The organism is Streptomyces sp. RKAG290 (assembly GCF_023701695.1).
Taxonomy (GTDB): Bacteria; Actinomycetota; Actinomycetes; order Streptomycetales; family Streptomycetaceae; genus Streptomyces.
In genome coordinates this window covers 5498455-5523778 of sequence record NZ_JAJOZC010000001.1, presented here as the reverse complement: position 1 = coordinate 5523778, position 25324 = coordinate 5498455, and the positions used below count along the sequence as shown (strand labels likewise).

General features: G+C 71.6%; 20 protein-coding genes and 2 pseudogenes. 16 read left to right on the top strand and 6 right to left on the bottom strand.

Annotated elements, in window-relative coordinates; translation table 11 throughout:
• Positions 1-139: 139 nt before the first annotated feature.
• The 7 genes and pseudogenes from LNW71_RS24330 (at position 140) to LNW71_RS24300 (ending at position 10785) form a co-directional block, all read left to right on the top strand.
• Complete coding sequence (locus tag LNW71_RS24330) at positions 140-1690, top strand: leucyl aminopeptidase (protein WP_250970177.1); 1551 nt, start codon at positions 140-142, stop codon at positions 1688-1690.
• Positions 1691-2050: 360 nt separating this feature from the next.
• Positions 2051-3439 carry a dihydrolipoyl dehydrogenase gene (lpdA, locus tag LNW71_RS24325; RefSeq protein ID WP_250970176.1) on the top strand — a complete coding sequence of 463 codons (1389 nt, stop codon included), beginning with the start codon at positions 2051-2053 and terminating at the stop codon, positions 3437-3439.
• A gap of 61 nt (positions 3440-3500) precedes the next feature.
• Positions 3501-5318, top strand: a complete 1818-nt coding sequence (sucB, locus tag LNW71_RS24320; RefSeq protein WP_250970175.1) for a 2-oxoglutarate dehydrogenase, E2 component, dihydrolipoamide succinyltransferase — start codon at positions 3501-3503, stop codon at positions 5316-5318.
• Between the two features lie 150 nt (positions 5319-5468).
• On the top strand, positions 5469-6092 hold the full coding sequence (locus tag LNW71_RS24315) for a GntR family transcriptional regulator (protein WP_148017657.1): 624 nt from the start codon (positions 5469-5471) through the stop codon (positions 6090-6092).
• A gap of 268 nt (positions 6093-6360) precedes the next feature.
• Positions 6361-9030 (top strand): pyruvate dehydrogenase (acetyl-transferring), homodimeric type, encoded by a 2670-nt coding sequence (gene aceE / locus LNW71_RS24310; RefSeq protein ID WP_250970174.1) that lies wholly within the window; start codon positions 6361-6363, stop codon positions 9028-9030.
• Between the two features lie 195 nt (positions 9031-9225).
• Positions 9226-10203: pseudogene (locus LNW71_RS24305) on the top strand (helix-turn-helix transcriptional regulator).
• A 60-nt stretch (positions 10204-10263) separates the two neighbouring features.
• Complete coding sequence (locus tag LNW71_RS24300; RefSeq protein ID WP_250970173.1) at positions 10264-10785, top strand: DUF4240 domain-containing protein; 522 nt, start codon at positions 10264-10266, stop codon at positions 10783-10785.
• Positions 10786-10867: 82 nt separating this feature from the next.
• Here LNW71_RS24300 and LNW71_RS24295 read toward each other — a convergent pair whose 3' ends face one another.
• Positions 10868-11386 carry a GNAT family N-acetyltransferase gene (locus LNW71_RS24295; protein WP_250970172.1) on the bottom strand — a complete coding sequence of 173 codons (519 nt, stop codon included), beginning with the start codon at positions 11384-11386 and terminating at the stop codon, positions 10868-10870.
• Between the two features lie 129 nt (positions 11387-11515).
• On the opposite strand from LNW71_RS24295, the gene LNW71_RS24290 reads away from it, so the two are divergent.
• Both LNW71_RS24290 and LNW71_RS24285 read left to right on the top strand, forming a co-directional pair.
• Positions 11516-12415, top strand: a complete 900-nt coding sequence (locus LNW71_RS24290) for a TIGR01777 family oxidoreductase (protein ID WP_250970171.1) — start codon at positions 11516-11518, stop codon at positions 12413-12415.
• Positions 12416-12634: 219 nt separating this feature from the next.
• A pseudogene (locus LNW71_RS24285) lies at positions 12635-13995 on the top strand (NAD(P)/FAD-dependent oxidoreductase).
• A 94-nt stretch (positions 13996-14089) separates the two neighbouring features.
• Here LNW71_RS24285 and LNW71_RS24280 read toward each other — a convergent pair.
• Positions 14090-15817, bottom strand: a complete 1728-nt coding sequence (locus LNW71_RS24280; protein ID WP_250970170.1) for a regulator — start codon at positions 15815-15817, stop codon at positions 14090-14092.
• A 264-nt stretch (positions 15818-16081) separates the two neighbouring features.
• On the opposite strand from LNW71_RS24280, the gene lipB reads away from it, so the two are divergent.
• The 4 genes from lipB to LNW71_RS24260 all read left to right on the top strand — a co-directional run bounded on the left by lipB (position 16082) and on the right by LNW71_RS24260 (position 19233).
• Positions 16082-16894 carry a lipoyl(octanoyl) transferase LipB gene (gene lipB / locus LNW71_RS24275; protein ID WP_250970169.1) on the top strand — a complete coding sequence of 271 codons (813 nt, stop codon included), beginning with the start codon at positions 16082-16084 and terminating at the stop codon, positions 16892-16894.
• Between the two features lie 132 nt (positions 16895-17026).
• Positions 17027-17992: a lipoyl synthase gene (lipA, locus tag LNW71_RS24270; protein WP_250970168.1), complete on the top strand. Its 966-nt coding sequence runs from the start codon at positions 17027-17029 to the stop codon at positions 17990-17992.
• Between the two features lie 310 nt (positions 17993-18302).
• Positions 18303-18503 (top strand): hypothetical protein, encoded by a 201-nt coding sequence (locus tag LNW71_RS24265; protein ID WP_250970167.1) that lies wholly within the window; start codon positions 18303-18305, stop codon positions 18501-18503.
• Between the two features lie 19 nt (positions 18504-18522).
• On the top strand, positions 18523-19233 hold the full coding sequence (locus tag LNW71_RS24260) for a DUF4191 domain-containing protein (RefSeq protein WP_250970166.1): 711 nt from the start codon (positions 18523-18525) through the stop codon (positions 19231-19233).
• A gap of 116 nt (positions 19234-19349) precedes the next feature.
• Here LNW71_RS24260 and LNW71_RS24255 read toward each other — a convergent pair whose 3' ends face one another.
• Complete coding sequence (locus tag LNW71_RS24255) at positions 19350-19817, bottom strand: RDD family protein (protein WP_250970165.1); 468 nt, start codon at positions 19815-19817, stop codon at positions 19350-19352.
• A 276-nt stretch (positions 19818-20093) separates the two neighbouring features.
• Here LNW71_RS24255 and glnA point away from each other — a divergent pair, with 276 nt between their 5' ends.
• Positions 20094-21503: a type I glutamate--ammonia ligase gene (gene glnA, locus LNW71_RS24250; protein ID WP_250970164.1), complete on the top strand. Its 1410-nt coding sequence runs from the start codon at positions 20094-20096 to the stop codon at positions 21501-21503.
• A 153-nt stretch (positions 21504-21656) separates the two neighbouring features.
• Positions 21657-22553 (top strand): LysR family transcriptional regulator, encoded by an 897-nt coding sequence (locus LNW71_RS24245; RefSeq protein ID WP_250970163.1) that lies wholly within the window; start codon positions 21657-21659, stop codon positions 22551-22553.
• Positions 22554-22622: 69 nt separating this feature from the next.
• Here the strand turns inward: LNW71_RS24245 and LNW71_RS24240 are convergent, their stop codons facing one another.
• Together LNW71_RS24240 and LNW71_RS24235 are read right to left on the bottom strand one after the other, a co-directional pair.
• Positions 22623-23417 carry an SDR family oxidoreductase gene (locus LNW71_RS24240; RefSeq protein ID WP_250970162.1) on the bottom strand — a complete coding sequence of 265 codons (795 nt, stop codon included), beginning with the start codon at positions 23415-23417 and terminating at the stop codon, positions 22623-22625.
• 411 nt (positions 23418-23828) lie between these two features.
• A complete protein-coding gene (locus tag LNW71_RS24235) occupies positions 23829-24314 on the bottom strand; it encodes a hypothetical protein (RefSeq protein ID WP_250970161.1) in 486 nt (161 codons plus the stop codon).
• Positions 24315-24449: 135 nt separating this feature from the next.
• On the opposite strand from LNW71_RS24235, the gene LNW71_RS24230 reads away from it, so the two are divergent.
• Positions 24450-24887: a hypothetical protein gene (locus tag LNW71_RS24230; RefSeq protein WP_250970160.1), complete on the top strand. Its 438-nt coding sequence runs from the start codon at positions 24450-24452 to the stop codon at positions 24885-24887.
• Positions 24888-24943: 56 nt separating this feature from the next.
• Here LNW71_RS24230 and LNW71_RS24225 read toward each other — a convergent pair whose 3' ends face one another.
• Positions 24944-25213 carry a hypothetical protein gene (locus LNW71_RS24225; protein ID WP_250970159.1) on the bottom strand — a complete coding sequence of 90 codons (270 nt, stop codon included), beginning with the start codon at positions 25211-25213 and terminating at the stop codon, positions 24944-24946.
• Between the last annotated feature and the right edge of the window lie 111 nt (positions 25214-25324).

Below are 25324 nucleotides of genomic sequence, written 5' to 3'. Positions count from 1 at the left end.
GGCCCGCCGCCGTGATCGGGCAGCAAAGGCGCGCGTAGGCTCATTCCCGGCACATTGCGGCGGCGTCTACGATGCGCCGGGCACGGTCGGCCCACCCCTCGACCGACACAGAACTCAACGGAAGCGAGATTTCACCACCGTGACTGCTCTCACTCTCAGCACTGCCGGTGCGGCGACGCTGCGCGCCGACGCACTCGTCGTCGGTGTCGCCAAGGGCACCGGATCCAAGTCTGGGAACTTGGTCCTCGCACCGGGCACCGAGGCCGTGGACAAGGCGTTCGGCGGAAAACTCGCCACCGTCCTGGAGACCCTGGGCGCCTCCGGTGCCGAGGGCGAACTGACCAAGCTCCCCGCGCCCGACGGCCTGAAGGTCCCGGTCGTCATCGTGGCCGGGCTCGGCCCGGTCCCGCAGAAGGACGACGCGTACGACGCCGAGGCGCTGCGCCGGGCCGCGGGCGCGGCCGCCCGCGCGCTCACCGGCTCGAAGAAGGCCGGCTTCGCGCTGCCGATCGGCTCCGTCGAGGACGCCGAGGCCATCGCGGAGGGCGCGCTGCTCGGCGCGTACGCCTTCACCGCCTACCAGCGCGGCGAGAACAAGCTGGCCCCGAAGGGCGCCGCGTCCGGCGCCAAGCAGCCGCTCGCCGAGGTCGCCCTGCTGGGCGCCAAGCCCCGCGACAAGGCGTTCAAGGCCGCCGCGGAGCGCGCTGTCGCCGTCGTGGAGGAGATCAACCGGGCCCGCGACCTGATCAACACCCCGCCGAACGACCTCTACCCCGAGTCCTTCGCCGCCGTGGCCACCGCCGCCGGCAAGGAGCACGGCATCAAGGTGCAGGTGCTCGACGAGAAGGCGCTCGTCAAGGGCGGTTACGGCGGCCTGCTCGGCGTCGGCCAGGGCTCGACCCACGGCCCGCGCCTGGTGAAGCTCGCCTACACCCACCCGAAGGCGGAGAAGACCCTGGCCCTTGTGGGCAAGGGCATCACCTACGACTCGGGCGGCATCTCGCTGAAGCCGGCCGGCCACAACGAGACGATGAAGTGCGACATGAGCGGCGCCGCCGCCGTGTTCGCGACCGTCGTCGCGGCCGCCCGTCTGGGCCTGCAGGTCAACGTCACCGGCTGGCTGGCCCTGGCGGAGAACATGCCGTCGGGCAACGCCACCCGCCCCGGTGACGTGCTGAACATGTACAGCGGCAAGACCGTCGAGGTCCTCAACACGGACGCCGAGGGCAGGCTCGTCCTCGCCGACGCGCTGACCCGCGCCTCCGAGGAGAACCCGGACGCGATCGTCGACGTGGCGACCCTGACCGGCGCGATGGTGCTCGCCCTGGGCAACCGCACCTTCGGCATCATGGCCAACGACGACGCCTTCCGCACCTCGATCCACGAGATCGCCGAAGAGGTCGGCGAGGCCTCCTGGCCGATGCCGCTCCCGGCCGACCTGCGCAAGGGCATGGACTCCCCGACCGCCGACATCGCCAACATGGGCGAGCGGATGGGCGGCGGCCTGGTGGCCGGCCTGTTCCTGCAGGAGTTCGTGGGCGAGGGCATCGCCTGGGCGCACCTGGACATCGCGGGCCCGGCCTACCACGAGGGCGCCCCGTACGGCTACACGCCGAAGGGCGGCACCGGATCCGCGGTCCGCACCCTGGTGAAGCTGGCGGAGCGCACCGCGGCCGGGGACCTCGGCTGAGACGCTGCCGGGTGACCTCACCCGACAGCCTCTGAGGCCGCAGCGACGGACGGCCCCGGGCATACGTCCGGGGCCGTCCGTGTTGCAACCACGGCACCGCGGTCGGGTCCGCGCAGGTTTCGCTCTCGACGAAATCAGCGCTTCCCTACGCAGCGGTAACCCCCTGGGACGGACGCTCGTCCGTCCCAGACCCGGGCCCCGCGTCCCGCCCACCGTCAACAAGTGCGAAGATGGGTTCTCGGCAGGACAGGGCCCCCACCACAGGGCCGAAAGACATAAAGCGGCCGAACACCAGCCGACCGGCGGTCACACCCCAGCGACGGGGCCCGGCGTACGGCGCACATGCATGGAGGACGTGACGTGGCGAACGACGCCAGCACCGTTTTCGACCTAGTGATCCTCGGCGGTGGTAGCGGCGGTTATGCCGCGGCCCTGCGCGGAGCGCAGCTGGGCCTGGACGTCGCTCTGATCGAGAAGGGCAAGGTCGGCGGCACCTGCCTGCACAACGGCTGTATCCCCACGAAGGCCCTGCTGCACGCCGGTGAGATCGCGGACCAGGCGCGCGAGGCCGACCAGTTCGGTGTCAAGGCCACCTTCGAGGGCATCGACATGGAGGCCGTCCACAAGTACAAGGACGACGTGATCTCGGGCCTGTACAAGGGTCTGCAGGGTCTCATCGCCTCCCGCAAGGTGCACTACATCGAGGGTGAGGGACGTCTCTCCTCCCCCACCTCGGTGGACGTGAACGGCCAGCGCATCCAGGGCCGCCACGTGCTCCTGGCGACCGGCTCCGTGCCGAAGTCGCTCCCGGGCCTGGAGATCGACGGCAACCGCGTCATCTCCTCGGACCACGCGCTGAAGCTGGACCGGGTCCCGAAGTCCGCGATCGTGCTGGGCGGCGGCGTCATCGGCGTCGAGTTCGCCTCGGCGTGGAAGTCCTTCGGCACCGACGTCACCATCGTCGAGGGCCTGAAGCACCTGGTCCCGGTCGAGGACGAGAACAGCTCGAAGCTGCTTGAGCGCGCGTTCCGCAAGCGCGGCATCAAGTTCAACCTCGGCACGTTCTTCCAGGGTGTCGAGTACACCCAGGACGGCGTCCGCGTGACCCTCGCCGACGGCAAGACCTTCGACGCCGAGCTGCTGCTCGTCGCCATCGGCCGCGGCCCCGTCTCGCAGGGGCTCGGTTACGAGGAGGCCGGTGTCGCGATGGACCGCGGCTACGTCCTCGTCGACGAGTACATGCAGACGAACGTCCCGACCGTCTCGGCCGTGGGCGACCTGGTCCCGACGCTCCAGCTGGCGCACGTCGGCTTCGCCGAGGGCATCCTGGTCGCCGAGCGGCTGGCCGGCATGAAGACCGTTCCGATCGACTACGACGGTGTCCCGAAGGTGACGTACTGCCACCCCGAGGTCGCATCCGTCGGCATCACCGAGGCCAAGGCCAAGGAGCTCTACGGCGCGGACAAGGTCGTCGCCCTCAAGTACAACCTCGCGGGCAACGGCAAGAGCAAGATCCTCAAGACCGCGGGCGAGATCAAGCTCGTCCAGGTCAAGGACGGTGCCGTGGTAGGCGTCCACATGGTCGGTGACCGTATGGGCGAGCAGGTCGGCGAAGCCCAGCTGATCTACAACTGGGAGGCGCTGCCGGCCGAGGTCGCGCAGCTCATCCACGCCCACCCGACGCAGAACGAGGCGATGGGCGAGGCGCACCTGGCCCTGGCCGGCAAGCCTCTGCACTCCCACGACTGATCAGTCGTACGGGCACGACGACCGACCTACTTCCGCACTTTCGTAAGGAGCAACTGAAACCATGTCGGTTTCCGTAACCCTTCCGGCGCTCGGCGAGAGCGTCACCGAGGGCACTGTCACCCGTTGGCTGAAGGCCGAGGGCGAGCGCGTCGAGGCCGACGAGCCGTTGCTCGAGGTATCGACCGACAAGGTCGACACCGAGATCCCGGCGCCCGCCGCGGGCATCCTGGCCTCCATCAAGGTCGCCGAGGACGAGACCGTCGAGGTCGGCGCCGAGCTGGCCGTCATCGACGACGGCACGGGCTCGCCCGCTGCCGCCGAGGCCCCCGCGGCCGAGCCCGAGGCCGCACCGGCCCCGGCGCCGGCTGCCGAGGCCCCCGCCGAGGCTCCGGCCCCCGCCGCCGAGGCCCCGGCCGAAGCTCCGGCCGCCGCCCCGGCCGGTGGTGCCTCCGGCACCGACGTCACCCTCCCCGCGCTCGGCGAGAGCGTCACCGAGGGCACCGTCACCCGTTGGCTGAAGGAGGTCGGCGAGGAGGTCACGGAGGACGAGCCCCTCCTGGAGGTCTCCACGGACAAGGTCGACACCGAGATCCCGGCCCCGGTTTCCGGTGTGCTGCTGGAGATCGTCGTCGCCGAGGACGAGACCGCCGAGGTCGGCGCCAAGCTCGCCGTCATCGGTGCTCCCGGTGCCGCCCCGGCCGCCGCTCCGGCTGCCGCTGCCCCGGCTCCGGCCGCCGCTGCCCCGGCCGCTCCGGCCCCGGCTCCGGCTGCTCCCGCCGCCCCGGCGCCCGCACCGGCCGCACCCGCGCCGGCTCCGGCCGCCCCCGCCGCTCCGGCGCCCGCACCGGCCGCTCCGGCGCCCGCTGCCGCCGCTCCGGCTCCGGCTCCTGCCGCTCCGGCCAAGGCTCCGGCTCAGGCTCCGGCCGCCCCGGCCGCGACCTCCGGTGACGACGGCGCGTACGTCACGCCGCTGGTCCGCAAGCTCGCCGCCGAGAACGGTGTCGACCTGGGCTCGGTCAAGGGCACCGGCGTCGGTGGCCGCATCCGCAAGCAGGACGTCGCCGCTGCCGCGGAGGCCGCCAAGGCCGCCGCTGCCGCCCCGGCACCCGCCGCCGCTCCGGCCGCCGCCTCCAAGGCGCCGAAGCTGGAGGCCTCCCCGCTGCGCGGTCAGACGGTCAAGATGACCCGCATGCGCAAGGTCATCGGCGACAACATGATGAAGGCGCTGCACTCGCAGGCCCAGCTGACCTCGGTCGTCGAGGTCGACGTCACCAAGCTGATGAAGCTGCGCAACAAGGCGAAGGACGGCTTCGCGGCCCGTGAGGGCGTCAAGCTCTCCCCGATGCCGTTCTACGTCAAGGCCGCCGCCCAGGCGCTGAAGGCCCACCCGGTCGTCAACGCCCGGATCAACGAGGACGAAGGCACGATCACGTACTTCGACTCGGAGAACATCGGCATCGCCGTGGACGCCGAGAAGGGTCTGATGACCCCGGTCATCAAGGGCGCGGGCGACCTCAACATCGCCGGCATCTCGAAGAAGACCGCCGAGCTGGCCGGCAAGGCCCGCAGTGGCGGCCTGACGCCGGACGACATGTCCGGTGCCACCTTCACCATCAGCAACACCGGCTCGCGCGGTGCGCTGTTCGACACCGTCATCGTGCCGCCGAACCAGGCAGCCATCCTGGGCATCGGCGCCACCGTGAAGCGCCCGGCGGTCATCGAGACCGAGGAGGGCACCGTCATCGGTGTCCGTGACATGACGTACCTCGCGCTCTCCTACGACCACCGTCTGGTGGACGGCGCGGACGCCGCCCGCTACCTGACCGCGGTCAAGGCGATCCTGGAGGCCGGTGAGTTCGAGGTCGAGCTCGGCCTCTGAGCACCACAGTTGTAACCAGCCTCACCAGCGGCGCCCCCGTCCGGAACACTCCCTGGACGGGGGCGCCGCCGTATTGTCTAGACACCACCGGTCGCCCCCGGCAGCGGGGGTGGGTGCAGGCAGCACCGGTTTGCCCCGAAGGAGCCCCACATGACCCCGCCCGTCGTCCACTCGCTGCGCGAACAGATCCGCGAGCACATCGTAGACGGGATCGTCAGCGGGCGCTGGAAGCCGGGTGAGCGGATCGTGGAGCGCCGCATCGCCACCGAGCTGGAGGTCAGCCAGACGCCCGTGCGCGAGGCACTGCGGGAGCTGGAGACGCTCCGGCTGATCGAGTCGGCGCCCAACAAGGGCGTACGGGTCCGCAATCTCACCGCGGCCGACCTGGAGGAGAGCTACCCGGTCCGGGCCGGTCTGGAGCAGATCGCGGCCGAACTGGCGGCCCCCGGCCTCGGCGAGGACTGCTCGCTGCTCGCGCCCCACGTGACGGCGCTGTACGAGGCGGACCGGCTGGCCGACGGCGAGGCGCAGGTGCGCCACACGGTCGGTTTCCACCGCGAGATGGTCCGGGCGGCGGGCAACGCCGTGCTGCTGCACACCTGGGAGGGGCTGGGCATCGAGGTGTTCACGGCCCTCTCGATCCGCTGGCTGGGCACGGTGCAGAAGTCGTACGCCGAGGAGCACGAGGCGCTGATCGAGGCGTTCCTGCGCAAGGACCCGGACATCGGTGTGCTGGTCAAGGCCCATGTGCTCGGCTGCGCGCCGCGCGCCTGACCCCGGTACCGGGCAGGTACGCATCTGTCGTGAGGGGCGCTCGCCTGTGCAGGCGAGCGCCCCTTTTATCTGATTAATCCCGTCACTCCGTGCCCCGTTTCGCGGCACCGCATGCCACTTTTCTTCATATCGAGAAGTTTTGCCCTTCACCCTTTGATCGATCATCGATCGGCGACTTACAGTTCACTCCGCGGGCCCACCGGCCCCATCGCCCTGTCCTGCCAGTCAGGGACTTCTCCACCCCCCTCCTCACCGGAAGGCGGCGATTATGACCGACCCCGTTGGAAAGCTTCCGAGCGAGCTCGACCAGCTCCCGGACCGCGACCCCGAGGAGACCGCCGAATGGGCGGCCTCCCTGGATGCCGTCACCAAGGCCGCAGGCCCGCACCGCGCCGCGTATCTGATGCGCCGCTCGCTCCAGCACGCCGAGGGCACCGGTCTCGCGCTGCCCAAGCTGCTGGAGACCGATTACGTCAACTCCATCCCCACCGCCGCGGAGCCCGACTTCGACGGTGACCTGGAGATGGAATCCAAGATCACCGCCTGGAACCGCTGGAACGCGGCCGCGATGGTCACCCGTGGCTCCCGCTTCGGCGTCGGCGGCCACATCGCCACGTTCGCCTCGGCGGCCTGGCTGTACGAGACCGGCTTCAACCACTTCTTCCGCGGCAAGGAGGGGGACGGCTCCGGCGACCAGCTGTACATCCAGGGCCACGCCTCCCCCGGCATCTACGCCCGCGCCTTCCTGGACGGCCGGATCAGCGAGCAGCAGCTCGACAACTTCCGCCAGGAGGCGGGCGGCGAGGGCCTGCCGTCCTACCCGCACCCGCGGCGGCTGCCCTGGCTGTGGGAGTTCCCCACCGTGTCGATGGGCCTCGGCCCGCTCTCGGCCGTCTACCAGGCGCGCTTCAACCGTTACCTGACCAACCGCAACATCAAGGACACGTCGAACTCGCACGTCTGGGCCTTCCTGGGCGACGGCGAGATGGACGAGCCCGAGTCGACCGCGGCCCTCGCCCTCGCGGCGCGTGAGCAGCTCGACAACCTGACCTTCGTCATCAACTGCAACCTGCAGCGCCTCGACGGTCCGGTCCGCGCCAACTTCCGCGTGGTCCAGGAGCTCGAGGGCGCGTTCCGGGGCGCCGGCTGGAACGTCGTCAAGACGCTCTGGGGCAACGCCTGGGACGAGCTCTTCCAGCTCGACACCACGGGTGCGCTGGTGCGCCGGCTCCGGGAGGTCCCGGACGCGCAGTTCCAGACGTACGCCACCCGCGACGTCGCCTACATCCGTGAGCACTTCTTCGGCGCCGAGCCCGCGCTCGTCGAGCTGGCGAAGCTGCTCACCGACGCGAAGATCGCCGAGTGCTTCCACACCTCGCGCGGTGGCCACGAGGCCCGCAAGGTGTACGCGGCGTACAAGGCGGCGGTCGAGCACAAGGGCGCGCCGACCGTGATCCTCGCGCAGACGGTGAAGGGCTACACGCTCGGCGCCGGCTTCGAGTCGCGCAACGCCAACCACCAGATGAAGAAGCTGGACGGCAAGCAGTTCCGCGCCATGCGCGACCTGCTGGACCTGCCGATCCCGGACTCGAAACTGGACGAGGGCCTGGTGCCCTACGGTCACCCGGGCGCCGACTCCGCCGAGGTCCGCTACCTCCAGGAGCGCCGTGCCGCGCTCGGCGGCCCCGCCCCGGCCCGCCGGGTGCACGCCGTCGCGCTGCCCGCGCCCGAGGAGCGCGCGTTCGCCGCGCTGAAGAAGGGCTCCGGCAAGCAGGAGCTGGCCACCACGATGGCGTTCGTCCGCCTGGCCAAGGACCTGATGCGGGACAAGGAGACCGGCAAGCGCTGGGTCCCGATCGTCCCGGACGAGGCCCGCACCTTCGGTATGGAGGCGCTGTTCCCGTCGGCCGGCATCTACTCGCCGCTGGGCCAGACGTACGACCCGGTCGACCGCGACCAGCTGATGTACTACAAGGAAGCCAAGGACGGTCAGGTCCTCAACGAGGGCATCACCGAGGCCGGCGCGATGGCCGACTTCATCGCCGCGTCCACGTCGTACGCGACGCACGGCGAGCCGATGATCCCGTTCTACATCTTCTACTCGATGTTCGGCTGGCAGCGCACGGGCGACCAGTTCTGGCAGCTCGGCGACCAGATGGGCCGCGGCTTCGTGATCGGCGCCACGGCGGGCCGTACGACCCTGACGGGCGAGGGCCTCCAGCACGCGGACGGCCACTCGCACCTGATCGCGTCCACGAACCCGGCGTCGCTCAACTACGACCCGGCGTTCGCGTACGAGATCGCGGTGATCGTCCAGGACGGTCTGCGCCGGATGTACGGCCCCGACGCCGAGGACGTCTTCTACTACCTGACGGTCTACAACGAGCCGAAGCCGCAGCCCGCGATGCCGGAGGGCATCGAGGAGGGCATCCTCAAGGGCCTCTACCGCTTCAAGGAGGGCACGCCCGCGCAGGCGGACGCGCCGCGCCTGCAGCTGATGGCGTCCGGTACGGCGATCCACTGGGCCCTGGAGGCCCAGGAACTGCTGGCCGCGGACTGGGGTGTCACGGCCGACGTCTGGTCCGCCACCTCGTGGGGCGAGCTGCGCCGGGAGGCGCTGGAGTGCGACGAGGCGCTGCTGCGCGGTGAGCAGCGGGTGCCGTACGTGACCCAGGCGCTCGAGGGCGCACCGGGTCCGGTCCTCGCGGTCAGCGACTGGATGCGCGCGGTGCCGGACCAGATAAGCCAGTGGGTGCCGCAGGACTGGTCCTCGCTCGGTACGGACGGCTTCGGCATCTCGGACACCCGCGAGGCGGCCCGCCGCCACTTCGGCGTCGACGCCCAGTCGGTCACGGTCGCGGCCCTGGCCCAGCTGGCCCGACGCGGCGAGGTACCCGCGTCGGCGGTCAAGGAAGCCCGCGAGCGCTACGGGCTCTGACAGCACCATCCGGCCTCAATCGCCGGCCAAACCCAGCCCGGCCGGCGCTTGAGGCCACCTTTCAAGCCCGGCCGGCGTTTGAGGCCACCTTCAAGCCCGGCCGGCGCTTGAGGCCGTACCCAGCCCGGCCAGCGTTTGAGGCCACCGCTCCCGGGCCCGAGGGACACGCACCCCACCCGCGGCCACAATGGCCGCATGCGCGCTGCCCGGCTGATCAGAATGGTGCTGCTCCTGCAGTCCCGCCCACCATGACCGCCGCCGAGCTCGCCCAGGAGCTGGAGGTCTCGGAGCGGACCGTCACCCGGGACGCCCAGGCGCTCTCCGAGGCCGGCGTACCGGTCTACGCGAGCGGGGCGGGCGGGCGGCTACCGGCTCGTCGGCGGGTACCGCACCCGGCTCACCGGCCTGGCCCGTGACGAGGCCGAGGCCCTCTTCCTCTCCGGTCTGCCCTCCGCCCTGCGCGAGATGGGCCTGGAGGACGCCGCGTCCGCCGCCCGGCTGAAGGTGTCGGCGGCCCTCCTCCCCTCTCTCCGGGACGCCTCCGCCAGCGCCTCCCAGCGTTTCCACCTGGACGCACCCGGCTGGTACCAGGAGCCGGCCACCCCCGGACTGCTGCCCGCCGTCGCCGAGGCGGTGTGGGACGACCGGACGGTGCTGGCCAGGTACCGGCGGGCAGGGCAGGACGCCGAGTCGGAGCGGGAGCTGGCACCGTACGGGCTCGTCCTGAAGGCCGGGGTCTGGTACCTCTGCGCCCGCGCGGCGGACGACTTCCGGGTTTACCGGATCGACCGGTTCACGGCCGTCAGCGTGTCGGACACCCGGTTCGTGCGGGACGAGAGCTTCGATCTGCCGGGCTTCTGGGACGCACGCGCGGCGCAGTTAGCCCGGTCGATCCTGCGTGCCGAGGTCACACTGCGGCTCTCCGCCACGGCGGTGCACCGGCTCCCGCACACCGTGGACCGCGTCGCCGCCCGGGACGCCCTGGACGCGGCCGGCCCGCCCGGGGCCGACGGATGGGTCACGGTCACCCTGGCGGTCGAATCCCTGGACGTCGCCTACGGCCAGCTGCTCACCCTGGGGCCGGAGTTGGAGGTCCTGGAGCCGCCCGCCCTGCGGACCCGCTTCGCCGCCACGGCCGAACGTCTGCACGAGCTCTACGGGCGTCCCCTCTAAGGCTTCAATTCCGTGTCTCCGCGTGCGTCGCCTGCCGTCAAGGCAGATGCTGGACCCGTGATGGACGAGACGGAATTCTGGGAGATCATCGACAGCACCCGCGAGGCCGCCGACGGCGACCCCGAGGACCACGCCGACCTGCTCGTCGAACGGCTGGTGCAGCTCGATCCCGACTCCGTGCTGGACTTCGCCCGGCACTTCGAGGCCCGCTACAACCGTGCGTACAGCTGGGACCTGTGGGGCGCCGCCGCCGTTCTCCTCGGCGGGGCGAGCGACGATGCCTTCGACTACTTCCGCTGCTGGCTGATCGGCCAGGGGCGGGAGGTCTTCGAGGGCGCCGTGCACGATCCGGACAGCCTCGCCGAGCTCCTTGACGACTTCGACGAGGAACTGGACGGGGACGCCGAGGAGCTGGGCTACTCCGCCGACGAGGCGTACGAGCAGCTCACCGGGGTGGTCGCGCCGGATCTCGGGTTGCCGCCCCAGCCCGCCGAGCCGGAGGGATCGCCCTTCAGCTTCGAGGACGACGCGGCCCTGGCGGCCCGGCTGCCCGCCCTGTGGCAGCGGTTCGGCGCCGAGTGAGGCCACCCGCACCCCGGCCGGCGCGGGCGTCATCGACCGGACGCCGTCCTGGCCGGCCGCGCAGGCCCGGATGCAGGGGTGGTCAGGGGGCGAGCCGGCGGCCCATCAGGACGTCGTCGGCATAGCGCCCGTTCAGGAAGAACTCGCCGGGCAGCACGCCCTCGACGACGAACCCCTCCGACTCGTACAGGGCCCGTGCGGGGGCGTTGTGCCCGAGCACCCGCAGGGTCATCCGGTTCGCGCCGTCCTGCCGTGCCGCCGCGAAAGCCGCCCTCAGCAGGGCCCTGGCGAGTCCGCGGCCGCGCGCCCAGTCGGCCACGGCGAGGCCCTGTATCTGCCGGACGTGCGCGTTGCAGGCCAATGGCGACGGCGGCACCAGCCTGGTGTATCCGGCGATCCGCACCGCGCCCGCCGCGTCCGGCGCCTCGGCCACCAGGAAGTCCTCCGGCCGATGGCGGTCGTCGAAGAACGGCGCGTACGGCGGCAGCGGCCGTGGCTGCACCGCATGCAGGGTCGACCAGCCGGCACGGTCGAGTTCGCCGAGAGCGGCCTCGTCGGGGAAGCCCGCGGGACGGACCGGGGGCATGGATATCGCGGGCATGCGCGCCACTGTGCCACGCCCCGGCCACGGCCCACAGCCGCCCCCACCGCACTTCGGCCACGTCCTGCGCCTGCCGCCCGAGTGAGCCGGTCCGGGCACCCGGGCCGGCTGTGCGGCAGGATGGGCACCATGCTTCGCTCCCGTATCGCCGTCACCGGATCGACCGGACTCATCGGAGCGGCCCTGCTGGGCTCGCTGCGGGCCGACGGACACGAGGTGGTCCGCCTCGTCCGGCACCCGGCCCGGTCCGGCGACGAGGTGGAGTGGGACCCGAAGCGCGGATACGTCGACGTGGCCGGGCTGGTGGGCTGCGACGCCGTCGTCCACCTCGCCGGGGCCGGGGTGGGCGACCACCGCTGGACCGAGGAGTACAAGCGGGAGATCCGGGACAGCCGGGTGCTGGGCACGGCCGCGATCGCGGAGGCCGTCGCCTCGCTCGACGTACCGCCGAAGGTACTGCTGTCCGGCTCCGCGATCGGCTTCTACGGCGACACCGGGGACCGGGCGGTCGACGAGAGCGCGCCGCCCGGCGACGGGTTCCTGCCCTCGGTCTGCGTGGAGTGGGAAGCGGCCACGGCCGCGGCGCAGGAGGCCGGGGTCCGCACCGTGCACGCCCGCACCGGACTGGTCGTGGCCCGGGAGGGCGGGGCCTGGGGCCGGCTCTTCCCGCTCTTCCGGGCGGGGCTCGGCGGGCGGATGGGCAGCGGGCGGCAGTACTGGAGCTTCATCGCGCTGCACGACCACATCGCGGCCATGCGACACATCCTCGACACCCCGGAACTGTCCGGGCCGGTGAATCTGACCGGCCCCGCCCCCGTCACCAACGGCCAGGTGACGGCGGCGATGGGCCGGGTGCTGCGCCGGCCGACCCTGGTCACCGCGCCCGCACCGGCGCTGCGGCTCGCCCTGGGGGAGTTCGCCGAGGATGTGCTGGGCAGTCAGCGGGTGCTGCCGGCACAGCTGCTGGACTCCGGGTTCGCGTTCGCCTTCCCCGGGATCGACGCCGCCATCCGCGCGGCACTGCGCTGAACCGGCCTGCGCCGAGCCATTGACCCGGGGCCGCTCCCGCCCCAGGAGCCCCGCCGTTCGGTTAATTCGGACGGACGTGCGACCCCGTGCACCGGTGCCCCCGTACGCGCGACTGCGCCGATACTCGGCCACACTCCTAGCCTCGTGGCGAACTCGCGCATTCCGGTGGCCTGTTGAGGGCAAGAGCCCCCACCTATTGCGCCGACTCGGGGAGGGCACGTGCTCAGCACGGCACACCACGCGGACGTCGTCATCATCGGGGCCGGGATCGCAGGTCTGTCAGCGGCCCACCAACTGACCAGCGCGGGAGTGAGCGTCAGCGTCCTGGAAGCCGGCCCGCGGGTCGGCGGCCGGATGATGACCGACGAGGTGGACGGGTTCCGGCTCGACCGGGTCGGCCCGCTCCTCAACACCTCGTACCCCGAGCTCCACACCGCGCCGGGGCTCGACGGGCTCGTCCTGCGGAACTTCGCGCCCGGCGTGCTCGTCCACAGCGAAGGCCGCCGGTACCGGACCGGGGAGGTGGGGAGCGGCCGGGGCGCGCGTAATGCGCGGGGCGCGTTCAAGGCAGCACGCGCCCTCGCAAGCGCCCCTCGGGCCCAGCTGGGCGGAGCCCGTGGCGGAGCCATCACCGGTGCCATGGGCGGGGCGATCGACGAGGCCAGGCTCGGCGCCGCACTGGCCCGCCTCGCCGCCACCCCCCGGGCCCGGGTCCTGGCCCGCCCCGAACGGACCGCGCGCGAGGCCCTGTCCGGCCGCGGCCTGTCCCCCCGCACGCTCGACGGCTTCGTCCGCCCCTGCTCACCGCGCTGCTCAGCGACCCCGAGCTGACCACGTCCAGCCGGTGCGCCGATCTCGCCCTGCGCAGCTATGCGAGCGGCAGGCTCTGCGTACCTTCAGGAGGCTCGGGCACGCTGCCCGAGCTGCTGGCGGCGGCGCTGCCGCCCGGCACCGTACGGACGGGTGTGCACGTCACGGCCGCCGACATCACCTCGGTCCGCACCAAGGAGCACGGCGAACTGGGCTGCCGCTCACTGCTGTTGGCGACCGGCGCGGGAGCGGCCGCCGAACTGCTGCCCGGCCTGCGGGTACCGGCCTTCCACCCGGTGACGGTGCTCCATCACAGCGCCCCCGCTCCCCCGTCGGCCGGCACGTCACTGCTGCTGGACGCCGACCGCTCGGGCCCGGTCGCGCACACCGCGGTGATGAGCGAGGTGGACCCGGTGCGCGCCCCGCACGGCCGGACCCTGATCAGCTCGACGGTGCTGGGCACCCCGCCACCCGAGCTGGACCGCACGGTCCGCGCCCATCTCGCCGCGCTCCACGGCACGCCCACCGACGACTGGGAGCTGCTGGCCGTCCACCACGACCCGGAGGCGGTGCCCGCGATGGCGGCTCCGCACGACCCGCAACGCCCGGTCCGGCTGCTCGCAGGGCTGTACGTGTGCGGCGACCACCGCGACACGAGCACGGTCCAGGGGGCGCTGTCCTCGGCCCGTCGCGCCGTCGGGGCGATCCTCGCGGACCTGGGCGTACGCCCCGGATACCCAAGCGCCTCGGAGCTCCCCGAGGCGGCCTGAGGCCGCCCGTCCGGACCGGGCCGGAGACCGGCACGATCCGGGCGGGAGGGCCTGGGCCCCCGCGTCCGGACGGGGTCGACCGGTGGGCGCGGTCTCACCCCAGTGCAGCAACCCGCTCGCGATATCCGCGCACCGGCGCGGCGTCCCGGAACGGTTCGAGCCGTCGCTCGAAGTCCCGCACGTACTCGGTGGCCCGCACCGATCGCATCTCGGCGGCCTGCTGAGCGGCCTCGGCGCCCAGCCGGCAGGCCTGGTCGAGCTCACCGAGCCCGAGCCGGGCGGAGGCCAGCACCACCCGGCAGAACAGCCGGCTGCGGGCGTACGCGGGGGCCCGCAGCTGGAGCGAGCGCTCCGCGTGCTGCGCGGCGGTCCGGTACTGCTGCAGGTCGCGGTGGCAGTGCCCGAACTCGTCGGCGAGCTGGGCCTCGTCGAAGTGGCGTGCCCAGTGCGGCACGTCGTCCCCGGGCCTGGACGCCTCCAGCGCGCGCTCCGCCCGCAGCAGCGAGGCGGTGCAGGCCTTGGCCTCCGCGAGTACCCCGTGACCACGCGCCTCGACGGCGTGCAGCAGGGCCAGGACCGCGTTCGGCGCCGCCGAGCCGATGCCCTGCTGGGCCACCCGCGCCAGCTGCACCGCTTCCCTGCCGTGGCCGAGGTAGACCGCCTGCCGGCTCATCGTGATCAGGACGTAGCTGCCGTAGGCCCGGTCCCCCGCGGCCTGGGCGAGGCGCAACGCCTGGACGAAGTACCGCTGGGCGAGCCCGTGCGCCGCGATGTCGTACGAGGTCCAGCCCGCGAGGCGGGTCAGATCTGCGGCGGCGGCGAACAGCCGGCGTCCGGTGGCCTCGCCGTACGTGCCGCGCAGCATCGGTTCGGTCTCGTGCTCCAGGTACCTGACCAGCGCCTGCCTGGCATGGCCGCCGCCGTAGGCGTGGTCCAGGGTGCGGAAGAGCTCGGCGACCGACCGCAGGGCGGCGACGTCACCGCTGCCGACCTTCTGGCCGGAGCCCCGCTCGGTGTGCCGCTGCCGGGGCACGCCAGGGGCGCCCTGCAGCGCCACGGGGCCCGGCAGGCCGCCGGGCGCGGGTGAGCCGGCCGGCCGGGTCGGCGTGGGCCCCCTGGTGCCGCCTGGCCGGCCGCCGGGCCCGGGAGCACCGCCCTGCTCGGGCACTCCGCCGAACCCGGGCGCGGCAAGCCCGGCACCCCCGCTGTGTCCGCTCGCCGACGAGCCGTACGTCCCGCCGGGACCGGGCGCGCCCCGTGGCCCGCCGACCGCCTGGGTGCCGTGCGTCCTGGCGGTCCCGCCGGCCACGGGGACGCCGCCGGCGGCTCTCGCGCCGGGCCCGCCCGTGGCCGCTCCGGGTTCGCCGGCCCGCCCCACCCACTCGTCAGCCCGGCCGATCAGCCAGTCGCGGCTGGGGACGACCAGTCCGGCCGGGGTGAAGGCGATCTTCCGCAGCTCCGCATGGCTGCCGGAGTCCTTCCGCCACAGCCCGCTGACGATGTCGACCGCCTCGGCGGGCGTGGCGGCGAACTCCAGGCCGGCGTAGACGGGGGCGCAGGCGTCGAGGCCCAGGTCCTGAGCCGAGAGTCTGCGTCCGAGCCGACGGGTGAAGACCTCCGCGATCAGCGCCGGGGTGGTCCCCCGCGGCTGTTGCCCGCGCAGCCAGCGGGTCACGGAGGTCTTGTCGTACCGCAGGTCGAGGCCGTGTTCGAGGCCGAGCTGGTCCACCCGGCGGGCGAGGCCGGCGTTGGAGAAACCGGCTTCGGTGATGAGCGAGGCGAGTCGGCGGTTGGGGGTGCGCTGCGGAGGTCGTTCCGACATCAGCTGTACGGTCTCCTGCCTTCGGGGCCGGGCGGGCAGCCCTTATGGAACGGCGCGAATTTAGCGGCCTGCGGGGCGGTCCCGGCCGCCTTCGCTTCACATTCATCCGATCGTGTGAGGATTGGGGAGAAGCTGACGGTAACGACCTGCCGGGCCACCGCTCCGAGGCCGGTCGTACAGTTGCCGGAGGCGCGATTCGATGCAGGGTGACGTGGCGCCGGGGCACCCCCCGGACCCGGCACCGCAAGGAGAAAGGCTGCTGCCGTGACTGAGCTTCGGTTCGTCCGTCTGGGATTCGGCGAGGAAGCCGTCGACTACCAGGAGGCCTGGCAGAAGCAGCGCGAGGTGCACGCGGCGCGGTTCGAGGACACCGTCCCCGACACCTGCCTGCTGCTGGAGCACCCGCCCGTCTACACGGCTGGCCGGCGCACCGCCGACAGTGAGCGCCCCCTGGACGGCACGCCGGTGATCGACGTGGACCGCGGCGGCAAGATCACCTGGCACGGACCCGGTCAGCTGGTCGGCTACCCGATCCAGAAGCTGCCGCGCCCGGTGGACGTCGTCGCACACGTGCGCCGCCTGGAGGACGCCCTGATCCGCACCGCGGCCGAGTTCGGCGTGGAGACCAGCCGGGTGGAGGGCCGCAGCGGGGTCTGGGTGCTCGGCGACCCGGTGGCGCAGCGCCCGGCGGTCGGCGGCCTGTCCCTCGACTTCGACCCGCGACTGCAGGACGAGGAGTTCGACCCCCGGCTGAACGGCCCCGAGTACGCCCCTTCCAACGCCGGCCAGCGCCGCGAGGACCGCAAGCTGGCCGCGATCGGCATCCGGGTCGCCAAGGGCGTCACCATGCACGGCTTCGCCCTCAACGTGAACCCGGACAACACCTCGTTCGACCGGATCGTGCCGTGCGGCATCCGGGACGCGGGCGTCACCTCGCTGTCGTACGAGCTGGGCCGGGACCTCACGATCGCCGAGGTGCTCCCGGTCGTCGAGAAGCACCTCAGGGACGTCCTGGAGAACGCCGATCTCGCCCCGCGCACCATCGAGCGCCCGGCCGATGCCGTGGCCACGGCATGACGCTCGGATCGCGTCTGCGGGAATAGGCCCTGCCGGCCACAGGTTGGCCAGACGTAAAGCCGTTTGAACTACGGGCGTACCCTGGTGTTCGCCGAAGAATCCAATGCAGTGAAAGCAAAGGGGAGTGCCGGAGTGTCCGCTGTCGCACCCGACGGGCGCAAGATGTTGCGCCTCGAGGTCCGGAACAGCCAGACCCCCATCGAGCGGAAGCCCGAGTGGATCAAAACCCGGGCGAAGATGGGCCCCGAGTACAACCAGCTGCAGAAGCTCGTGAAGAGCGAGGGTCTGCACACGGTGTGCCAGGAGGCGGGCTGCCCCAACATCTTCGAGTGCTGGGAGGACCGCGAGGCCACGTTCCTCATCGGCGGCGACCAGTGCACCCGGCGCTGTGACTTCTGCCAGATCGACACGGGCAAGCCGCAGGCGCTGGACCGGGACGAGCCCCGCCGCGTCGGCGAGTCGGTCGTCACGATGGACCTGAACTACGCCACCATCACCGGCGTCGCCCGCGACGACCTGGAGGACGGCGGTGCCTGGCTGTACGCGGAGACCGTGCGCCAGATCCACGCGCAGACGGCGGAGCGGGAGGGCGGCCACACCAAGGTCGAGCTGCTGATCCCCGACTTCAACGCGGAGCCCGAGCAGCTCGCCGAGGTCTTCTCCTCGCGCCCCGAGGTGCTGGGTCACAACGTGGAGACGGTGCCGCGGATCTTCAAGCGGATCCGTCCCGGCTTCCGTTACGAGCGCTCCCTGGAGGTCATCACCCGGGCCCGTGAGGCCGGTCTGGTGACCAAGTCCAACCTGATCCTCGGCATGGGCGAGACCCGCGAGGAAGTCAGCCAGGCGCTCCGGGACCTGCACGACGCGGGTTGCGAGCTCATCACGATCACGCAGTACCTGCGGCCCTCCCCGCGCCACCACCCCGTCGAGCGCTGGGTGAAGCCGCACGAGTTCGTGGAGCTCAAGGACGAGGCCGACGCGATCGGCTACTCCGGTGTGATGTCCGGACCGCTGGTCCGCTCCTCGTACCGTGCGGGCCGGCTGTTCCAGCAGGCGATGGAGCGGCGCGGCGCCGAGGCCGCGGCGCCGACCGCGTGAAGCGTGCCCGTGTGAAACCGGGCACAAGAAGCTACTGAGCAGTAATGGCTGGATCGACGCGGCCCGTCCGCTCCTCGCAGGTCGGAGGCGCGGATGGGCCGCGTCGGCGTGCGCGGCGCCCACATCAAGGTTTCATTGGTGTTTGACCGACCGGTCATGCGCTGGTAACACCAATCAGTGACGCTGGACGCACGCAGCGCAGTGGCGCTCCCTGCCACTGGCGACGCCGTCCAGGTATCCAGCCCGCGCAACACACTCCGCCCACTGAGCACCGCTCAGTCCGCGCATCCGTTCCGAGGGGACTTCCACGATGCAGGCCGTGCCGGTACGCGCCACCGCCATTCCGTCCGTCACCAACGCCCTCCGCGCCGTCGAGTCGCTGCTGCTGAGCAGTGGCCAGCGCACCGCCCGCCGCAACGCCTGGACGGCCGTCCTGGAGGACCGCCGCAGGGCGCAGGACCGGGTCGAGTCCGAGTACGTACTGGAGGCCGTGGCCGACCACCGTTCCTAGGCCACGTAAACTTCATTGCATGGCGAGGAAGGCAAACACCACTGAAGGCGCGGACAGCGCCGAGAACGCGGGGCGGCTCAAGCAGATCGCCCTGACCTACAAGATGACCAGGCGGACCGACTCCAAGATCGGTCTTGTCGTCGCGGGTGTGGGAATCGTCACCTTCGGTGTCCTCCTCGCGATCGGTTTCTTGATCAACCACCCGATCTACGTGGGCATCCTGGGCTTCGTGCTCGCCCTCCTCGCGATGGCGATCGTCTTCGGACGGCGTGCCGAGCGTGCGGCCTTCGGGCAGATGGAGGGGCAGCCGGGCGCGGCTGCTGCGGTGCTGGACCGCGTGGGACGCGGCTGGTCCACCACGCCCGCGGTCGCGATGAACCGCAGCCAGGACGTCGTCCACCGTGCCGTGGGCAAGGCGGGCATCGTGCTGGTGGGCGAGGGCAACCCGAACCGGGTGAAGGTCCTGCTCGCGGCCGAGAAGAGGAAGATGGCCCGCATCGTGGTCGACGTGCCCGTCCACGACATCATCGTCGGCAACGACGAGGGCCAGGTGCCGCTCAAGAAGGTGCGCACCAAGATGCTGAAGCTGCCGCGGGTGCTGACCGGGCCGCAGGTGACGGCGGCCAACGACCGGCTGCGCGCGATGGGCGACCTGATGAGCAACATGCCGCTGCCGAAGGGCCCGATGCCGAAGGGCATGCGGATGCCGCGCGGCGGAAAGATGCGCTGACGTCACAGCCGAGGCGTACGAAGAGGGCGGGTCACGAACTCCTGGTTCGTGACCCGCCCTCTTCGTCGGTTTTCCGTCTCAGCTTCCGGACACCCCGTCCGGCCGGCCGGACCCGCTCAGATCCGGACCTGAACGGCGCGGGCCAGCCGGTCGTGCAGGCCCCGGCCGTCGCGGTCCCAGACCAGGGCCGGAATCACCAGGCACAGCAGCACGCTGCGCACCAGCACCCGCCCGAGCCCCAGCCGCCCGCCGCCCTCGGCGACGACCTTGATGCCGAGGATGCGCTTGCCGGGCGTGCAGCCGATGGTGCCGACGGTGAGCAGGCTCAGTACGAGAAAGATCCCGAGCGCCCAGTTGCCGGCCGCCTGCTGGTCACCGCGAGCGAACAGCCCGTATGCGATCAGCAGACACAGGGCCCAGTCGATGAAGAGCGCACCGAAGCGGCGGCCGAGCGGCGCCACGGCCCCGGGCCCCTGCTCGGGAAGGCCGAGCCGCTTGCCCCGGTACCCGAAGTCGGCGCCCATCTCCTCGGCTGCCGCACGCGGCCCGGAGAGCCACGATCCGATTGCTTGCCTATTGTCCACCCGACCACGGTACTGCGCCCGCCTGGGAGCCCCGCCGGGCGGGTACTGTCGCCACCCCGGGACACCGCACGGAAACCGGTCCGGAACCCGCCCGGAACCGGCCGCCGCGCGGGCACGGGGTGCCGCCCGCACCCGCCCCGGTTAACTTCTGCGAAACAAATGGGTCATGCTTGAGAAATCCGGTCTGCCTATGGTCGGGTCCAGCGTGTGCCACCGCACTGGCCGCACAACGAGCTACAACCCCGTCCCTCCCGGGCCGGGAGTAGGAGGAGTTGGATGTTCCAGAACGCCGACGACGTGAAGAAGTACATCGCCGACGAAGACGTCAAGTTCATCGACGTCCGGTTCTGCGACCTGCCCGGTGTGATGCAGCACTTCACCATCCCGGCGGCGGTCTTCGACCCGACCGAGGAGCTCGCCTTCGACGGCTCGTCGATCCGCGGCTTCCAGGCCATCCACGAGTCCGACATGGCGCTGCGCGCGGACCTGTCGACCGCCCGTGTCGACCCCTTCCGCCGCGACAAGACCGTCAACATCAACTTCTTCATCCACGACCCGATCACCGGCGAGCAGTACAGCCGTGACCCGCGGAACGTGGCCAAGAAGGCCGAGGCGTACCTCGCCTCCACCGGTTTCGCCGACACCGCCTACTTCGGTCCCGAGGCGGAGTTCTACGTCTTCGACAACGTCCGCTTCCAGACGTCGGCGAACGAGAGCTTCTACCACATCGACTCCGAGGCCGGCGCCTGGAACACCGGTTCGGAGGACAACAACCGCGGCTACAAGGTCCGCTACAAGGGCGGTTACTTCCCGACCCCGCCGGTGGACCACTTCGCCGACCTGCGTGCCGAGATCTCCCTGGAGCTGGACAAGAACGGCCTCCAGGTCGAGCGCCAGCACCACGAGGTCGGCACGGCCGGCCAGGCCGAGATCAACTACAAGTTCAACACGCTGCTCGCCGCGGCCGACGACCTGATGCTCTTCAAGTACATCGTGAAGAACGTCGCCTGGCGCAACGGCAAGACCGCGACCTTCATGCCGAAGCCGATCTTCGGCGACAACGGCTCGGGCATGCACGTCCACCAGTCCCTGTGGGCCGGCGGCGACCCGCTGTTCTACGACGAGCAGGGCTACGCGGGCCTCTCGGACATGGCGCGCTACTACATCGGCGGCATCCTGAAGCACGCCCCGTCGCTGCTGGCGTTCACCAACCCGACGGTGAACTCCTACCACCGCCTGGTCCCCGGCTTCGAGGCCCCGGTCAACATGGTCTACTCCCAGCGCAACCGCTCCGCCGCGATGCGCATCCCGATCACGGGCTCCAACCCGAAGGCCAAGCGCGTCGAGTTCCGCGCGCCGGACCCGTCGTCCAACCCGTACCTCGCCTTCTCCGCCCTCCTGATGGCCGGCCTGGACGGCGTGAAGAACAAGATCGAGCCGCCGGAGCCGATCGACAAGGACCTCTACGAGCTGGCTCCCGAGGAGCACGCCAACGTCCAGCAGGTCCCGACCTCCCTCCCGGCCGTCCTGGACGCCCTTGAGGCGGACCACGAGTACCTCCTGGCAGGCGGCGTCTTCACGCCGGACCTGATCGAGACGTGGATCGACTTCAAGCGCACGAACGAGATCGCCCCGATCCAGCTGCGCCCGCACCCGCACGAGTTCGAGCTGTACTTCGACCTCTAGAAGCGCAGTCGTCGAGGCCCGTCATCCCGTGTCCGGGGTGGCGGGCCTCGACGCCGTTTCCAGGCCCTGACGGAGTAAACGCGCCGCCTCCCGTGTTGTTGCAGCGACGACGAGGGCGGACCGTGGTCCGCCGCAGGGAGGGGACGGGAGCCGATGAGCCTTCGTCAGTACGAGTACGCCCTGGCCATCGCGGCGGAGGGCTCGGTGACGGCTGCGGCGGAGCTGCTGCACGTCGCGCAGCCCTCGGTGTCCCAGCAGATCCGCGGTCTGGAGCGGGAGCTCGGCGTGCAGTTGTTCGCGCGCACGCCGACCGGACTGGTGCCCACCGTGGTGGGCCGCGCGTTCCTGCGGGAGGCGGAGGTCGCGGTGCGCGCGTCGCGGCGGGCGCGGGCGACCGCGCGGGCCGGTGCCGACGAGCTGGCCGGCGAGCTGGTCGTCGCGGTGCAGATGGGCTTCGGCACCCGGCAGCTGCCGGGTGCGCTGGGCGCGCTGCGTCGCCGCTTCCCGCGGCTGGAGGTCAGCGTCTTCGAGGAGCCGAGCTCCGCCGAGCTGGAGCGGCTGTGCCGCCAGGGGGTGCTGGACCTCGCCCTGATGGCGGCGTGCGAGCGGAGCCCCTCCGACGCCCACCGCCTCGGCGACGAGGAGTTCGTCGTGGCGCTGGGCACCGGGCACCGGCTGCTCGCCGCGGACCGGGTCGCGCTGCGCGAACTGGAGGGGGAACCCTGGGTGAGGTTCGACCGCGACAGCGCGCTCGACGGCGTGCTGTCGAACGTGCTGCGGGACAACGGACTTGCCCCGGCGACGGCCGCCCGCGTGTCCCGGACGGCGACGGCCGTGCGCTGGGCCGCCGACGGGCTGGGCGTGACGCTCGTCCCGGCCTCCGCGGTGCCTCCCGGTCACGAGCACCTCGTCCGCCAGGTGTCCCCGGTCGTGTCCCAGCCCGTCATCGCCGTGCTCCGGCCCGGCGCGGGTCCGGCGGAGACGGCCCTGCTCGAACTCCTGCGCCAGGAGAGCTGGTCCGGGGCCGCTTTCCTCTCGCCGCTGCCCTGACGGCCGGGAAGGAAGCAGGGACCGCTGAATTCCTGCTGACGGTACCGGCGTTGCGGACCGGCGTCGGCGTCAGCCCCGGGGGAACTCGCCGCCGTCCACGACGAGGTTGCTCGCTGTCAGCCAGCTCGCCCGGTCGGACAGCAGGAACAGCACCGCGTCGGCGATGTCCTCGGGCCGGCCGTCGCGCCCCAGCGGTGTGGTGTCACCGGCATTCGTCCGGTCCGGTGCCCCGCCCATGCGCGCGGCCACCTGCGCCCACTCCTCCCGCGTCGCCTCGCCGCCGGGGGTGGCCGTTCTGCCGGGCGAGACGGTGTTGACCCGGATTCCGGACGGGGCCAGCTCCAGGGCCAGTCCCTGGCTGTAGGTCTCCAGCGCCGCCTTCGCCGCCACGTAGTGCAGGAACGGTCCTACCGGGGTGAGGACCGCGGCCGATGAGACGTGCACGATCGCCCCCGAACCCCGCTCCCGCATCCCCGGCGTCAGCAGTGCGTCCAGCCGCACCGACGCGAGGAAGTTCAGGTCCAGCGCGTCCTGCCACTCCTCGTCGGGAATGGCCGACGCGCCTTCGTGAGGTCGCGCCCCGCCCGCGTTGTGGACCAGGATGTCCACTCCGCCGAGCAGTTCCTGCGCGGTCGTGGCGAGCGCCTCCGCGCCCGCCCGTGTCCGCACGTCGGCCGCCACGAAGGCGGCACCCTCGGGCACCGTGCCCGTCGCCGACCTGGCGGTGGTGAGCACTTCGGCGCCCGCGTCCAGGAGCTGGCGCACGACGGCCGCTCCGATTCCCCGGGAACCACCTGTGACCAGGGCCCGCTTTCCCGCGAGATCCCGCGTTCCCGATCCTGATCCGTGTCCGCTCGTGGCCATGCCACCGGTCCTCTCGATTGCGTACGTGCCGCTCGACGGAAGAATTCGACGTGCCCGGAGCGCGAGATCTCAAGGAATTCGCGGTGAGCACCTGGTCGAGCTGCTTCACGGTACGTTCACAAAAGAGCGAGAGGCAAAGACGGAATGTCAGCAGACGCCATAGGCCAGTCCTATAGGGCCCGGGACCGGTCGCGTTCCGGCACGTGTACCAGCCGCACCACCGGATCCGGCGAGTGACCAAGGGCATGGAGTCACACCCCCGGTCAATTCACGCGCGGCTCCGGACAGCCACGTGAATTGACGATTCAGGAGGGCATGAGTTCGTGCACGCTGCCAGTTTCATCCGGGCATGAATAACGCGCCGAATTCAGCAGGACGCTCTTCTCAGGGAGTCCGTGGACGCCCGTCGCGTCAGTGTCGCAGCGCCTTGCCCACCTCGGTCTCGACGTTTCCGTCGAGCTTGCGGTTGCTGCGGGCAGTGGCGTTCTCGGCTGCCCCGGAGGCGACGTCGTCGACGGTCACCACGACGGTGTCGAGCAGATTGCCGTTCGGATCGCGGTAGTTGATCTGCACGGCGTAGGACTGCGAGGAGTCGGTACCGTTCTTCACCGTGATCTTCGAGGTGACGTGGCCGTCCTTGTCGGTGGCCGGCGCTCCCGCCTTGACGTCGCCGCTCGCGTTCACGCCGTCCTTGAAGCTGTTCATCTTGTCCTGGGCGGCGGCCGTCGCCGAGGCGACCACGTCGGAGCCCTTGGATGCCAACGAGGAGGCGGCCGACGCCGCCTGCGACGCCGTGCTGGAGGCGCTGTCCCCGTCGTCCGAGCACGCCGCTGCCGTCGAAGCCAGGACGATCGCCACCAGCACGGCACCCGCGCCCCGTACGCCTCGCCTCGTCATGGTGCCTCCCAGCACTCGTCCGTCACCCCAAGTCAAGGCGGGGACGGGTGGGGGCGCATGCCGTGCGGGCCGGACGGGTGAGGGGGTGGTGGGGGCGGGGTCGCGGACCGGGGCGGGACCGTCGAGGGTAGGGGCATGAGCGAGCAGGCGACCGACGACGAACCGCCGCCGCCGCGACGGCCGCGGCGGATCTGGCCGTGGGTGCTGTTGCTGGTGGCCGCGCTGCTGGCCCTCGCCGCGGGCGCGGTCTCCGCGGTGCTGGCCCATGAGGTGTCCCAGCAGGGCTCACGGACCCTGCGGATCAGGTACGAGGTCACCGGCACCGCCAAGGACGTGACCCTCACCTACAGCACCTGGCAGGAGGAAGCCCTGTCGACCGGGCGGCTGACCCTGCGGACCCTGCCGTGGGCCGGGGAGCTGGAGACCAAGGGGTTCATGAACGGCGGTTCGTTCGTCGTCAGCGTCGGCAGGTCCGGCGGCGAGGTCGCCTGCTCGGTGACGGTGGACGACGGCACCAGGCGGACCGACCGGGCCTCCGGCGCCTTCGCCACCGCCACCTGCAGCGGGTTCTGAGACGCGGCTGCGCCCCCGGGACATCCCGGGGGCGCAGCGCGGTCGGTGCCCGGCGGTCAGCGGCCGTAGCGGATGAGCGCGCGGACCATGCGACAGGTGGTGTCGGACGGCGGGTGGATGCCGAGGAGTTCGGCGGTCGTACGTATCCGGGCGTTCCCGGCGCTCGACGGCTGGTGGACGCCGGTGTCGAGCAGGGCGATCGCCAGGCGCATCGCCTTCAGCCGGCGGTTGTGGGTGACGTACCACTCACGGGGACGGCCGGCGGGGAGCGGCTTCTTCTGCAGGGGCTTGTAGAGCGGCTTGGTCGTGACTGCGGCAACGGCCATTGGCAACCTCCTGGCACGGTGGTGGAACCCTCACGAACTACCTCCATTTTACTGCCCCGCACTGACAATCGTCCCTGGCCAGAGGGGTTTTCGCGGGTCCATCCCGTACCT

What these genes read in the sequence shown, in the direction of transcription:
- sucB (WP_250970175.1), top strand. Translation starts at nt 3,501, where the DNA reads ATGTCGGTTTCCGTAACCCTTCCGGCGCTCGGCGAGAGCGTCACCGAG.
- LNW71_RS24315 (WP_148017657.1), top strand. Translation starts at nt 5,469, where the DNA reads ATGACCCCGCCCGTCGTCCACTCGCTGCGCGAACAGATCCGCGAGCAC.
- aceE (WP_250970174.1), top strand. Translation starts at nt 6,361, where the DNA reads ATGACCGACCCCGTTGGAAAGCTTCCGAGCGAGCTCGACCAGCTCCCG.
- LNW71_RS24300 (WP_250970173.1), top strand. Translation starts at nt 10,264, where the DNA reads ATGGACGAGACGGAATTCTGGGAGATCATCGACAGCACCCGCGAGGCC.
- LNW71_RS24295 (WP_250970172.1), bottom strand. Translation starts at nt 11,386, where the DNA reads ATGCCCGCGATATCCATGCCCCCGGTCCGTCCCGCGGGCTTCCCCGAC.
- LNW71_RS24290 (WP_250970171.1), top strand. Translation starts at nt 11,516, where the DNA reads ATGCTTCGCTCCCGTATCGCCGTCACCGGATCGACCGGACTCATCGGA.
- LNW71_RS24280 (WP_250970170.1), bottom strand. Translation starts at nt 15,817, where the DNA reads ATGTCGGAACGACCTCCGCAGCGCACCCCCAACCGCCGACTCGCCTCG.
- LNW71_RS24265 (WP_250970167.1), top strand. Translation starts at nt 18,303, where the DNA reads ATGCAGGCCGTGCCGGTACGCGCCACCGCCATTCCGTCCGTCACCAAC.
- LNW71_RS24260 (WP_250970166.1), top strand. Translation starts at nt 18,523, where the DNA reads ATGGCGAGGAAGGCAAACACCACTGAAGGCGCGGACAGCGCCGAGAAC.
- glnA (WP_250970164.1), top strand. Translation starts at nt 20,094, where the DNA reads ATGTTCCAGAACGCCGACGACGTGAAGAAGTACATCGCCGACGAAGAC.
- LNW71_RS24245 (WP_250970163.1), top strand. Translation starts at nt 21,657, where the DNA reads ATGAGCCTTCGTCAGTACGAGTACGCCCTGGCCATCGCGGCGGAGGGC.
- LNW71_RS24240 (WP_250970162.1), bottom strand. Translation starts at nt 23,417, where the DNA reads ATGGCCACGAGCGGACACGGATCAGGATCGGGAACGCGGGATCTCGCG.
- LNW71_RS24235 (WP_250970161.1), bottom strand. Translation starts at nt 24,314, where the DNA reads ATGACGAGGCGAGGCGTACGGGGCGCGGGTGCCGTGCTGGTGGCGATC.
- LNW71_RS24230 (WP_250970160.1), top strand. Translation starts at nt 24,450, where the DNA reads ATGAGCGAGCAGGCGACCGACGACGAACCGCCGCCGCCGCGACGGCCG.
- LNW71_RS24225 (WP_250970159.1), bottom strand. Translation starts at nt 25,213, where the DNA reads ATGGCCGTTGCCGCAGTCACGACCAAGCCGCTCTACAAGCCCCTGCAG.